Raw genomic sequence first — 12,215 nt, 5'->3', positions numbered from 1 at the left:
CGTGCTCAGTCCTCGGGGTCGAAGAGGTCCGTCTGCGCCGGGATTCGGGGCGCGTCGATCCCCAGATGACGCCACGCACGCGGCGCAAGCTGGCGGCCGCGCGGCGTGCGGGCGATCAGGCCCTGTTGCAGCAGATAGGGCTCGATCACCTCCTCGATGGCGTCGCGGCTTTCCGACAGGGCCGCGGCCAGCGTCTCGACCCCGACCGGACCGCCGCCATAATGCTGCGCCATCAGCGTCAGATAGCGCCGGTCTGCGCCGTCAAGGCCCAGATCGTCAACCCCCAGCCGCGTCAGCGCCAGATCGGCAATCGCGCGCGTCAGGCGACCATTGCCTTCGACCAGAGCAAAATCGACCACACGCCGCAGAAGCCGCCCGGCGATACGCGGCGTGCCACGGGCACGGCGGGCGATCTCCAGCGTGCCCTCGGGATCGGCGTCAATCCCCATCAGCCGGGCCCCGCGCTGCACGATCAGGTCAAGTTCGGCAATCTCGTAGAATTGCAGGCGGGTCGGAATACCGAACCGGTCGCGCAAGGGCGTGGTCAGCAACCCCAGCCGGGTCGTCGCACCGACCAGCGTGAAGGGCTGCAATTCGATCCGAACGGTGCGGGCGGCAGGGCCCTCGCCGATGACCAGATCCAGTTCGAAATCCTCCATTGCAGGATAGAGCACCTCCTCGACGGCGGGGTTCATCCGGTGGATCTCGTCAATGAACAGCACGTCGCGGGCTTCCAGATTGGTCAGGATCGCCGCCAGATCCCCGGCCCGCGCAATCACCGGCCCTGAGGTCATGCGGAAATTCACGCCCAGTTCACGCGCCATGATCTGAGCAAGCGTCGTCTTGCCCAGCCCCGGCGGCCCGTAGAATAACGTGTGGTCCATCGCCTTGCCGCGGATCCTGGCGCTTTCGATGAAGACCTTCAGGTTGGCCCGCGCCTCGGCCTGACCGACAAACTCCGACAGTGCCTGAGGTCGCAGAGCGCGATCCTCGGAATCGCCCTCCATCCGGTCGGCGCGCAAGACGGGATCGGGTTGGCTCATCCGCGCGACCAGGGGTCGTTGCGGCCCGCGCGCGGAATGCGGCTGGAAGTGGTCGGGCGCACGGGCGCGGCGCGCCCCTCCAGCGCCATCAGGCGGGCGATTCGTTCCTCGGTGGGGGGATGCGTGGCGAACAGCCGGTCGGCCCTCAGCGCGTGAAGCGGGTTGATGATGAACATGGCCGCGGCGGCAGGGTTCTTTTCGGCGGGGACATTCACGCTGCGGCCCGCCGCCGCGCTGATCCGCTGCAAGGCCGAGGCCAGCGCACGCGGCTGCCCGCAGATCGCGGCACCGGTCGCGTCGGCCTCGTATTCGCGGGTGCGCGAAATGGCCATCTGCACCATCGCCGCGGCCAGGGGTGCCAGAATCATGGCCAGAATGGCCCCGATCCCGCCACCGCGCCCGTCGCGGCCGCCCGCGAACAGCATCATGTTGCCCATCATGGCGATCGCCCCCGCCATGGTGGCGGTGACGGTCATGGTCAGCGTGTCACGATGCTTGATATGGGCCAACTCATGCGCGATCACACCGGCGATCTCGTCCCTGTTCAACATGCGCAAAAGGCCCTGCGTCACCGCAACGGCGGCATTCTCGGGGTTGCGGCCTGTGGCGAAGGCATTGGGCTGTTCGGTCGGCAGCAGGTAGAGCTTGGGCATCGGCATGTCGGCGCGGCGGGCGAGGTCGGCGGTCAGGGCGTAAAGCTCGGCCCCCTGATTGGGCGACAATTCAACCGCGCCCTGCTGGCGCAGGACCATCTTGTCGCTGTTCCAGTAGGCGAAGAAGTTCATGCCCCCCGCGATCAGCAGCGCCAGAACCGCGCCCCCGCCGCCGCCCAGCATCCAGCCAAGAACCATGACCAGCGCCGTCAGCGCGGCCATGAGCATGAAAACCCTGATATTCGCTTCCATCCGTCAGCCTCCGCTAGTCCTTCGGCGCCAACAGACGCAGCGCCGCCCGGATCAGAACGGGGGTCGAGGCGCGCGGTTCCCCCGCCTGAGCCTCGGCCACCGCTGCCGCCGCCTCCGCAGGACCATAGCCCAGATTGGCCAGCGCCGACAATGCGTCGGCCATGGCCTGACTGGCGTTCAAGCTTCCGTCGGCCCTTTTGGCTGCGGCTGGCGGAGGGGGCGCCGTGGCGCCCGGCGCCGCGGCGGCGGAGGCGTCGGGTTCGATGCCCGACGCCTCCGCGCCACCGCCCCCGGCAACATCCCCCGCATCGACGGTCAGCGCACCGCCCAAGGCCATGACCGAGGGCGCCTTGTCCTTCAGCTCCAGCACGATCCGCTGCGCGAGCTTCGGCCCGACCCCGTTTGCCTTGCGGACCGAAGACCAGTCGCCCAGCGCGATCGCCCGGCCCAGCCCCTCTGGCCCAAGCGTGCCGAGGATCGCCAGCGACACCTTGGCGCCGACCCCCTGAACAGAGGTCAGCAACCGGTGCCATTCCTTTTCCAGCATCGTCGGAAAACCGAAGAGTTGCAGCAGATCCTCGCGCACCACCAGTTCGGTATAGAGTGCGGCGCCCTGTCCGACCGGAGGCAGCATCGCCGCCGTCCTTTCGCTCACATGGACGATGTAGCCCACGCCGCGCACGTCGATCAGCACATGATCGCGTGCACGGTGCAGGATGATCCCCGCGATCCGCCCGATCATGCCGCGCCTTTTCCGGCGGCGATCATGCGCAGGCTGCGCCCCTGAATATGGCGCGCGTGGCAGATGGCGATGGCCAGCGCGTCAGCCGCATCCGGGCTTGCAAACCGCACACCCGGCAACTGGACGCGGACCATATGCTGCACCTGTTCCTTGCCGGCATGACCAACACCGACCACGGTCTTCTTGACCGCGTTCGGCGCATATTCGCCCACCGCGATCCCGGCCTCGGCCGGGGCCAGAAGCGCGATCCCGCGCGCCTGGCCCAGTTTCAGAGTGCCGGTCGCATCCTTGTTCACGAAGGTCTGTTCCACTGCCGCCTCGTCGGGCCGATAGGCCGCAATCACCTGGCATAGCCCCCGGAACAGCATCGACAGCCGCGCGCCCAATGCCTGCGCGCCGTCAGACTGGATTGTGCCATTGGCCACGTGGCGGATGCGCAGGCCATCAACCTCGATCACACCCCAGCCCATGTTCCGCAAGCCGGGATCAATGCCCATGACCTTCATGCTGCCTCCGTTTTTTCAATCTCTAGCACGAAGCGGGAACAACTGGCCATGGCGCCAGGGGAAGAATGAATCGAAGATGGGTATTTGGACAACGAAGAAGCCCATCATTCCTCGATGACCTCCAGCACACCCGGCACGGCGCGCAGGGCTTGGCGGGCTGGCGTGGTAAGGGGGGCGTCATTGGCGACCTCGATCTCGATGATCTCGTCCGCGTGGCGCAGCCGCAGGCGGATGGGGCCGCGGGCACGCGAAGGGGCGGCGATTTCGGTCGTGACCCGGCGCAGAACCTCGGCCAGGCGCGGGATCGTGTCGGCGCCCTGGATTTCAACCGCGAGGCAGCCCGCCCCCGCATCGGCGACAAAATCATCGAGCAGGCTGACCGAATTGGCCAGCATCTTCACCTGATCGCCCGACGGCTCGACCTTGACCTGCAGGACGACGTTCTGCCCCGGCTCCAGCTTGTCGCGCGCAGCAGACAGCAGATCGGAAAAGCACGTCACTTCGTAAAGGCCCGTCGGGTCGGACAGGCTGACAAAGGCGTAGGCCGTGCCCTTGGCCGATTTACGCTCCATCCGCGCGGCGACCGTGCCGGCGATGAAGGCGACCATCGGCCCCGTCTCGGCCTCGCGCAAGAGCTCGCTCAGGGTCTGCACCTTCTTGCGTTTCAACGCAGTCTGATAATCGTCCAGCGGATGGCCCGAGAGATAGAAGCCGATGGCCTTGTGTTCCTCGCCCAGCTTCTCGGTCGGCAGCCAGACCTGCGCCAAAGGGGCGCGTGGCGGCGGCAGATCCTCGCCCGCGCCGAAAAGCGATGTCTGGCTGGAGGCCGCCTGTTCCTGCACCGCCGCCGACCAGGCCACGAGCCCGTCGAGCGACTTCATCACGCGCGCGCGGTTCTCGTCCAGAACATCGAAGGCGCCCGCGCGAGCCAGCATCTCAAGCGGGCGCTTGCCCACCCGTTTCATGTCCACGCGGCGGGCAAAGTCGTGGATGTCCCTGAACGGCGTATCGCCGCGTGCATCATGGACCAGCCGCATCGCCTCGATCCCGACCCCCTTGAGCGCCCCGAGCGCGTAGTGGATACGCCCCTGCGCCACGGTGAACGTGGGCGCCGAGCGGTTGACGCAGGGCGGCACGATCTCGATGCCCATGCGGTCGCATTCGCGTTTATAAACGGCCAGCTTGTCCGTGAGGTGGATATCGCAGTTCATCACCGCGGCCATGAATTCGACCGGATGATTCGCCTTGAGCCATGCCGTCTGGTAACTGACCACGGCATAGGCCGCCGCGTGCGATTTGTTGAAGCCGTAATTGGCGAATTTCTCCAGCAGGTCGAAGACCTCGCCTGCCTTCTTTTCCGGCACGCCATTGGCCACCGCGCCCTGCACGAATTTGGGGCGTTCCCTAGCCATCTCGGCGGCGATCTTCTTGCCCATGGCGCGGCGAAGAAGGTCCGCGCCGCCAAGCGAATAGCCCGCCATGACCTGCGCGATCTGCATCACCTGTTCCTGATAGACAATGATGCCCTGCGTTTCGGCCAGGATATGGTCGATGCTGGGATGGATCGATTCCAGCGGGCGCTGCCCGTTCTTGACCTCGCAATAGGTCGGGATGTTTTCCATCGGGCCGGGACGGTAGAGCGCCACGAGCGCCACGATATCCTCGATGCAGGTGGGCTTCATGCGACGCAGCGCGTCCATCATGCCCGAGCTTTCGACCTGGAACACCGCGACCGTGCGCGCGCTGGCGAACAGATCATAGGTGGCCTTGTCGTCCAGCGGAATCAGGTTGATCTGGTTCTCGGTCCCCGGTCTCGGCTGATACAATTGCCGCCCGTCCGCAGCCACATGCAGCGGGCGGCCCTGCCCGTTGATCAGGTCCACCGCGTTCTGGATCACCGTCAGGGTCTTGAGTCCCAGGAAGTCGAACTTGACCAGACCAGCCTGTTCCACCCATTTCATGTTGAACTGTGTCGCGGGCATGTCCGACGACGGATCGCGATAAAGCGGCACAAGCTGGTCCAGCGGCCGGTCGCCGATCACCACGCCCGCTGCATGGGTCGAGGCGTTGCGATAAAGCCCTTCGAGTTGTTCGGCATAGTCCAGAAGCCGGCCGACGACCTCTTCGCGGGCGGCCTCTCGCAGACGGGGTTCGTCGGCGCGGGCCTTGGCAATGCTGACAGGCTTGACCCCCTCGACCGGAATCATCTTGGACAGGCGGTCCACCTGACCAAAGGGCAGTTGCAGCACGCGACCGACATCCCGGATGGCGGCCTTGGACAGAAGCGCGCCGAAGGTGATGATCTGGCCCACCCGGTCCCTGCCGTATTTTTGCTGAACGTAGCGGATCACCTCTTCCCGGCGATCCATGCAGAAGTCGATGTCGAAATCCGGCATCGAGACACGCTCGGGGTTCAGGAAGCGCTCGAACAGCAGGGAATAGCGCAGCGGGTCCAGGTCGGTGATGGTCAGCGCATAGGCGACCAGCGAACCTGCCCCCGATCCGCGGCCCGGCCCGACCGGGATGCCCTGCGCCTTGGCCCAGCCGATGAAATCCGCGACGATCAGGAAATAACCCGGAAAGCCCATCTGTTCGATGATCCCCAACTCGAAATCCAGACGGGCGTGGTATTCCTGGACGCTGACGGCGTGGGGGATGACCTTCAGGCGCGCCTCAAGCCCCTCGCGGGCCTGACGGCGCAATTCGGCCACCTCATCATCGGCGAATTTCGGCAGGATGGGCGCGTGCCTGGACACCGCGAAGGCGCAGCGGCGGGCGATCTCGACGGTATTTTCCAGCGCCTCGGGCAGATCGGCGAACAGCACTGCCATTTCCTCGGCCGTCTTGAAGTAATGTTGCGGCGTCAGACGACGGCGAGGCTGGGACTGATCGACATAGGCCTTTTCGGCTATGCAGATCAAGGCGTCGTGGGCCTCATACATGCTTGGACTGGGGAAATAGGCATCGTTCGTCGCCACAAGCGGCAGGTCACGCGCATAGGCGATGTCGATCAGCGCGCCCTCGCTGGCAGCCTCGGCGGGCATCAGGGCGCCGTCCTCGTCGGGATGGCGCTGGAGTTCGATATAGAGCCGGGTCGGAAAGGCCTCGGCCAGTTGCGCGGCCAGCGCGTCGGCCCGCGCGGCCTGCCCCTGTGCGATCAACTGGCCCAGAGGCCCGGTCGCGCCGCCGGTCAGACAGATCAACCCCTTGGCATGGCGGCACAATTCCTCAACCGTGACATGAGGCGGCGCGCCGCCTTCGCGCAGATACAGACAGGACGAAAGCGCCATCAGGTTCATCCAGCCATCGCGGTTCTGCGCCAGCAGGACAACCGGGCCGGTCGCCTCGGCCGCCAGCGTCACCTGACAGCCGATGATCGGTTGAACCCCCTTGTCACGGGCCTTCACGCTGAATTCCAGGGCGGCGAACATGTTGTTCGTGTCGGTCAGGGCCACAGCCGGCATGCCCGCATCGGCGGCAAGGCTTGGCAATTTGCCTACGGGAATGGCACCTTCCAGCAAAGAATGCTCGGAATGTGTGCGAAGATGGATGAATCGGGGGGATTTCTCGGCCATGATCGCAACACTATCGCAGCCGGACCGAACAGCGCAATTGCGCGTCGGGCGATTGGCGGTTTAAGCAGGTGACGTTTTGACCAAGGGGACAGATTTGGCCGTGCCGACCGTCTTTCGCGCCGAGGGGATCGGCAAGTCCTATCCCGGCGTCCGGGCCAATGACGACATCTCCTTTGCCGTCAGGCCGGGCGAGATCCACGCCCTTCTGGGCGAGAACGGCGCAGGCAAGTCCACGCTGGTCAAGATGATCTATGGCCTCGTGCGCCCGGATGAGGGGCGGATGTTCCTGCTGGATGCGCCCCACGCGCCCCAGGATCCGCGCGCGGCACGGGCGGCGGGTGTTGCGATGGTGTTCCAGCATTTCAGCCTGTTCGACGCGCTGACGGTGGCCGAGAACATCGCCCTGGGAATGGAGAACCCGCCCCCCCGGCGCGAATTGGCCGCGCGGATCACGCAGGTCAGCCATGATTTCGGCCTGCCGCTGAACCCCGCGCGCCGCGTCGTGACCCTGTCGGCGGGCGAGCGTCAGCGGGTCGAGATCATCCGCTGCCTGCTGCAGAACCCGCGCCTCTTGATCATGGACGAACCGACCAGCGTGCTGACCCCGCAAGAGGCCGAATTGCTGTTCGCCACCCTCCGCAAGCTGGCGGCACAGGGGACCGCGATCCTTTACATCAGCCACAAGCTCGAGGAAATCCGCGCCCATTGCGACCGCGCCACGATCCTGCGCCATGGCCGCGTCGTGGAGAGCTGCGATCCCCGCGCCCATTCGGCCCGCGACCTGGCCGCGATGATGGTCGGCGGCCAGATGCGCCAGATCGACCGCTCGGGCCGTCAGGCGGGCGAGGTCCTGCTGGAGGTGCAGGGCCTGTCGCTGCCTGCCCCCGATGCCGAGGGGACCGCGCTGAAGGACATCGCCCTGACCCTGCGCGCGGGCGAGATCCTGGGCATCGGCGGCGTTGCCGGCAACGGGCAGGAGGAATTGCTGGCCGCCCTGTCGGGCGAGGTCGCCAGCCGCCCCGGCACCGTCACGCTGGAAGGCGCCGACCTGTCGGGCAAGGGCCCCGAGCCGCGCCGCGTCGCGGGCCTTCTGGCCGCGCCCGAGGATCGTCTGGGCCATGCCGCCGTCCCCGATTTCAGCCTGATCGAGAACACGCTGCTGACGGCGGGCGCCCGCAAGGGGCTGGTCCGGCGTGGGCTGATCGACCATGGCGCGGCACGCGACTACGCGCTGGCGGTGATCCGCGACTTCGATGTCCGCACCCCCGGCCCCCATGTCGCGGCCCGCGCGCTCTCGGGCGGCAATCTTCAGAAATTCGTCATCGGCCGCGAGGTGATGCAGGCGCCCCGCGTGCTGGTCGTGAACCAGCCCACATGGGGCGTGGATGCAGGCGCGGCCGCTGCCGTGCGCCAGTCGCTGTTGGATCTGGCGCGGCAAGGGGCGGGGGTTATCGTCATCTCTCAGGATCTGGATGAGCTTCTGGAACTATCCGACCGTTTCTGCGCCCTGAACGAAGGCCGTCTGTCGCCCCCCGTCCCGACCGAGGGCCTGACGCTGGACCGCATCGGCCTGATGCTGGGCGGCGCGCATGGCATGGAGGAGGCCCGGATATGATCCAGCTTGTCCCGCGTCAGAACGCCTCGAACTTATGGCAGATCGCCACGCCCCTGCTGGCGGTGCTGGCCACGATGATCGCGGGCGGTCTTCTGTTCGCCACGATGGGCCACAATCCGGTGGCGGCGATCCGCACGATCTTCTGGGATCCACTGTTCGGCATGGCCTCGGGCTATTCGCGCCCGCAGCTTCTGGTGAAGGCCGCGCCGCTGATCCTGATTGCCAGCGGCCTTGCCATCGGCTTTCGCGCCGGCATCTGGAATATCGGCGCCGAGGGACAATATATCATGGGCGCCATCACCGGCGCCGCCGTCGCGCTGGCGCTTTACCCGCTAGAGGCGTGGTGGCTGTTCCCGGCCATGGTCGCGGCGGGTCTGGCGGGGGGCTGGGCCTGGGGGATGATCCCCGCGCTTCTGCGCAACTGGTTCGGCGCGTCCGAAATTCTCGTCTCGCTGATGCTGGTCTATGTGGCACAGCGCATCGCGGCGTGGATGGCATTCGGCCCGATGCGCAACCCGCAGGGGATGGGCTTTCCCGGCTCGCGCAACCTTCAGCAATATCCCTCGGCCTCGAACCCGGAACTGATCGCGGGAACGGGCGCGCATTGGGGCGTCGTCGCGGCGGCCTTTGCCGTGCTGGCGACGTGGTTCCTGATGAGCCGCCATATCCGCGGCTTCCATATCCGCGCCGCAGGCACCGCGCCCCGTGCCGCGCGCTTCGCGGGCGTTCGCCCTGCGGTGCTGGTCGCGTTCTGCCTTGGGCTATCGGGCGCGCTGGCGGGGGCGGCGGGGCTTTTCGAGGTCGCGGGCCCGGCGGGCCAGATCACCGACCGGATCGGCGTGGGCTACGGTTTTACCGCGATCATCGTGGCCTTTCTGGGGCGCCTGCATCCCGTCGGCATCCTGCTGGCGGGCCTGCTGCTGGCGCTGACCTATATCGGCGGCGAGCTGGCGCAGCTGACGATGGGCCTGCCCGCCGCCTCGGTCCAGGTCTTTCAGGGGATGCTGCTGTTCTTCCTGCTGGGTTTCGACCTGCTGACCCGCTACCAGATCCGCCGGAGGATCACGGCATGATGATCGACCCGCTTTCCGTCTTTCTGCTGCTGCTGGGCGCCTCGACCCCGATCCTGTTCGCGGCCTTGGGCGAACTGGTCGTGGAGCGCGCGGGCGTGCTGAACCTCGGGGTCGAGGGGATGATGATCACCGGCGCGCTGGCGGGCTTCGGCGCGGCCTATTCGACCGGCAACCCCTTTCTGGGCTTTCTGGTGGCGGCCTGCGCGGGGGCAGCGATCTCGATGCTGTTCGCGGCGCTGACGCAGGTCTTTCTGGCCAATCAGGTCGCATCCGGCCTGGCGCTGACCCTGTTCGGCCTGGGCCTTGCCGCCATGCTGGGCAAACCCTTCGAGGGCGTGCGCGCGCCGTCGATGCCCGCAGGCCCCTTGCGGATCAACTGGATCGTCTGGCTGGGGCTGGTCATGGTGCCTCTGGTCTGGTGGTTCCTGAACCGCACGCGGTCCGGCCTGATCCTGCGCGCCGTGGGCGAGAACCACGAGGCCGCGCACGCGCTTGGCTACAACATCCGCCTGACCCGTCTGGCCGCGATCGCCTTTGGCGGCGCCATGGCAGGGGTCGGCGGTGCGTTCATCTCGATCGCGACGGTCCTGCAATGGACCGAAGGGATGACCGCGGGCGCAGGCTGGATCGCGCTGGCCATCGTGGTCTTTTCCAACTGGACGGCGCCGGGCGTGCTGGCGGGCGCTTGGCTCTTCGGCGGCGTCACGGTGCTGCAACTGCGCCTGCAGGCGGCGGGCGTGGCGGTGCCCGTGCAGCTTCTGTCCATGGCGCCCTATCTGGCCACGATCATCGTGCTGGTCGCCATCTCGGCCCGGCAGAAATTCAGCAGGCGCGCCGGCACAGGCGCGCCCGGATCGCTTGGCACGAATTTCCACGCGCTGCGCTGAAACGCGGCCCTTCACTTCCAACAGAGGAACAGACCCATGCAACGCAGAACCCTTCTGGCAACAGCCTCGGCCATGATGATGGCGCTGGCCGCCCCGGTCCTGGCGCAGGACGAGCCGCTGAAGGTCGGCTTCATCTATGTCGGCCCGGTGGGCGACGGCGGCTGGACCTATCAGCACGACCAGGGTCGCCTGGCCATCGAGGCCGAATTCGGCGACCGGGTGGAAACCACCTTCATCGAAAGCGTCCCCGAGGGGGCTGATGCCGAACGCGCCCTGACCCAGCTGGCGCTGGCGGGCAACAAGCTGATCTTCGCGACGAGCTTCGGCTTTATGGACCCGGTGATCAACGTCGCCCAACGCTTCCCCGACGTGAAGTTCGAACACGCGACCGGCTACAAGACCGCCGAGAATGTTGCGACTTATGACGCGCGCTTCTACGAAGGCCGCGCCGTGATCGGCACCATCGCCGGCCATATGACGCAATCGAACAAGATCGGTTATATCGGGTCATTCCCGATCCCCGAGGTGATCCAGGGCATCAACTCGTCCTTCATCCATGCCCGCAAGGTGAACCCGGATGTCGAGATGCGGATCGTCTGGGTCTATAGCTGGTTCGACCCCGCCAAAGAGGCCGAAGCCGCCAACGCCCTGCTGGCCGAAGGCGTTGACGTGATCATGCAGCACACCGATTCGACCGCCCCGCTGGCCCAGGCCCAGGCCGCGGGCGCGATCGGCTTCGGCCAGGCCAGCGACATGGCGGCCTTCGCGCCGACACCCCGCGTCTCGTCGATCATCGACGACTGGTCGCCCTATTACATCAAGCGCGTGCAGGCGATGCTGGATGGCACCTGGGAAAGCGGCTCAAGCTGGGCGGGGATCGGCGATGGCGAGGTCGTGATCGGAGAGATCAGCGACGCGGTCCCCGAAAACGTCAAGGCCGAGGCGCTGGCCCTTCGCGACGCGATTGCCGCGGGCGAATATCACCCTTTCACGGGGCCGCTGAACAAGGCCGACGGCACCGTCTGGCTGGCCGAGGGCGAAACGGCCTCGGATGCCGATCTGCAATCGATGAACTTCTACGTCGAAGGCATCACCGCGCAAATCCCGCAATAACAGCAAGGGGGCGCTGCCCCCGTCCCATTCCGGGACTCCGCCCCGTTATTTTTCCAAGGCAAAGAAAGTTCACGCCCCGCTTCAAACAAGGCGGGGCGCTTTGCCTTGGACTATCATCGGCGTCCCCACCTGTACCGTGGTAATCCTCCTCGTTTCGACGGGGCGCGACCGTAGAACTCACGCGGCCATTTTCAGCTTCATGGCGGGTGTGATACTGCCAATGCCCATGTTGAGGCGTTCGTTATTGTAGATCCACAGCCATTCGGTGGCGACCTGCTGCACCTCCTTGATGGTTTCAAGATGTAGAGGTCCAGCTATTCTTGCCGGAACGAGCCATTGTTCGCCCCTGATGAGGTGGATGGCTCCCGCTTCCGGCATCGCAATGTGCCCTGTTGGGTGCTGTGAACATCACCAACAAAGGGAGCCATCCATGAACAGGATTACCACACTCGGGATCGATCTGGCGAAGTCTGTTTTCCAGCTGCACGGCGTTGACGCCGAGGGCCGGGTTGTCTTGCGGCGCCAGTTGCGGCGCAGCCAGATGCTGGAGTTTTTTCAGCGCCTGCCACCCTGCCTGATCGGCATCGAAGCCTGCGCCAGCGCGCACTATTGGGCGCGCGAGCTGACCAGGTTCGGGCATGACGTCCGTTTGATGCAGCCCAGCCATGTGAAGGGTTACGTCAAGCGCGGCAAGACGGACGCCGCTGATGCCGAGGCGATCTGTGAAGCCGTGTCGCGCCCCTCCATGCGATTTGT

Annotated in this window: 10 protein-coding genes and 1 pseudogene; 5 read left to right on the top strand and 6 right to left on the bottom strand. The window is 66.2% G+C overall.

Annotated elements, in window-relative coordinates:
- Positions 1–5: 5 nt before the first annotated feature.
- From ruvB to dnaE, 5 genes are all read right to left on the bottom strand, one after another.
- Positions 6–1,043 (bottom strand): Holliday junction branch migration DNA helicase RuvB, encoded by a 1,038-nt coding sequence (gene ruvB / locus KY389_RS09225; RefSeq protein ID WP_219830634.1) that lies wholly within the window; start codon positions 1,041–1,043, stop codon positions 6–8.
- A complete protein-coding gene (gene htpX / locus KY389_RS09220) occupies positions 1,040–1,948 on the bottom strand; it encodes a zinc metalloprotease HtpX (protein WP_219830633.1) in 909 nt (302 codons plus the stop codon). Before htpX ends, ruvB begins: the two co-directional genes overlap by 4 nt.
- A 13-nt stretch (positions 1,949–1,961) precedes the next feature.
- Positions 1,962–2,690: a Holliday junction branch migration protein RuvA gene (gene ruvA / locus KY389_RS09215; RefSeq protein WP_219830632.1), complete on the bottom strand. Its 729-nt coding sequence runs from the start codon at positions 2,688–2,690 to the stop codon at positions 1,962–1,964.
- Complete coding sequence (gene ruvC / locus KY389_RS09210; protein ID WP_219830631.1) at positions 2,687–3,196, bottom strand: crossover junction endodeoxyribonuclease RuvC; 510 nt, start codon at positions 3,194–3,196, stop codon at positions 2,687–2,689. The genes ruvA and ruvC overlap by 4 nt, the downstream gene beginning before the upstream one ends.
- Before the next feature lie 104 nt (positions 3,197–3,300).
- Positions 3,301–6,771, bottom strand: a complete 3,471-nt coding sequence (gene dnaE, locus KY389_RS09205; protein WP_219830630.1) for a DNA polymerase III subunit alpha — start codon at positions 6,769–6,771, stop codon at positions 3,301–3,303.
- Positions 6,772–6,871: 100 nt separating this feature from the next.
- On the opposite strand from dnaE, the gene KY389_RS09200 reads away from it, so the two are divergent.
- Genes KY389_RS09200 through KY389_RS09185 form a run of 4 tightly spaced genes read left to right on the top strand, consistent with a single transcriptional unit; the run spans position 6,872 to position 11,459 of the window.
- On the top strand, positions 6,872–8,386 hold the full coding sequence (locus KY389_RS09200; RefSeq protein ID WP_219830695.1) for an ABC transporter ATP-binding protein: 1,515 nt from the start codon (positions 6,872–6,874) through the stop codon (positions 8,384–8,386).
- The gene (locus tag KY389_RS09195) at positions 8,383–9,459 is read left to right on the top strand and encodes an ABC transporter permease (protein ID WP_219830629.1); all 1,077 of its coding nucleotides are present in this window, start codon (positions 8,383–8,385) and stop codon (positions 9,457–9,459) included. Before KY389_RS09200 ends, KY389_RS09195 begins: the two co-directional genes overlap by 4 nt.
- Entirely contained in the window at positions 9,456–10,346 is an 891-nt protein-coding gene (locus KY389_RS09190; protein ID WP_219830628.1) for an ABC transporter permease, read from the top strand. The genes KY389_RS09195 and KY389_RS09190 overlap by 4 nt, the downstream gene beginning before the upstream one ends.
- A gap of 36 nt (positions 10,347–10,382) precedes the next feature.
- Positions 10,383–11,459 (top strand): BMP family ABC transporter substrate-binding protein, encoded by a 1,077-nt coding sequence (locus tag KY389_RS09185; RefSeq protein ID WP_219830627.1) that lies wholly within the window; start codon positions 10,383–10,385, stop codon positions 11,457–11,459.
- Positions 11,460–11,636: 177 nt separating this feature from the next.
- Here KY389_RS09185 and KY389_RS09180 read toward each other — a convergent pair.
- Positions 11,637–11,759 (bottom strand): annotated as a pseudogene (locus KY389_RS09180) (IS3 family transposase); the annotation flags it as partial.
- Positions 11,760–11,889: 130 nt separating this feature from the next.
- Between KY389_RS09180 and KY389_RS09175 the strand changes: the two are divergent.
- On the top strand, positions 11,890–12,215 hold a 326-nt coding region (locus KY389_RS09175; RefSeq protein WP_219830626.1), incomplete at its 3' end, for an IS110 family transposase.

This window comes from Paracoccus bogoriensis (assembly GCF_019431455.1).
GTDB lineage: Bacteria > Pseudomonadota > Alphaproteobacteria > Rhodobacterales > Rhodobacteraceae > Paracoccus > Paracoccus bogoriensis.
This window is presented reverse-complemented; position numbering and strand designations above follow the sequence as displayed.

Bases quoted from the DNA above. Each gene is read 5' to 3' on its own strand.
- ruvA (WP_219830632.1), bottom strand. From the start codon at position 2,690: ATGATCGGGCGGATCGCGGGGATCATCCTGCACCGTGCACGCGATCAT.
- htpX (WP_219830633.1), bottom strand. From the start codon at position 1,948: ATGGAAGCGAATATCAGGGTTTTCATGCTCATGGCCGCGCTGACGGCG.
- ruvB (WP_219830634.1), bottom strand. From the start codon at position 1,043: ATGAGCCAACCCGATCCCGTCTTGCGCGCCGACCGGATGGAGGGCGAT.
- KY389_RS09185 (WP_219830627.1), top strand. From the start codon at position 10,383: ATGCAACGCAGAACCCTTCTGGCAACAGCCTCGGCCATGATGATGGCG.
- KY389_RS09190 (WP_219830628.1), top strand. From the start codon at position 9,456: ATGATGATCGACCCGCTTTCCGTCTTTCTGCTGCTGCTGGGCGCCTCG.
- dnaE (WP_219830630.1), bottom strand. From the start codon at position 6,771: ATGGCCGAGAAATCCCCCCGATTCATCCATCTTCGCACACATTCCGAG.
- KY389_RS09195 (WP_219830629.1), top strand. From the start codon at position 8,383: ATGATCCAGCTTGTCCCGCGTCAGAACGCCTCGAACTTATGGCAGATC.
- ruvC (WP_219830631.1), bottom strand. From the start codon at position 3,196: ATGAAGGTCATGGGCATTGATCCCGGCTTGCGGAACATGGGCTGGGGT.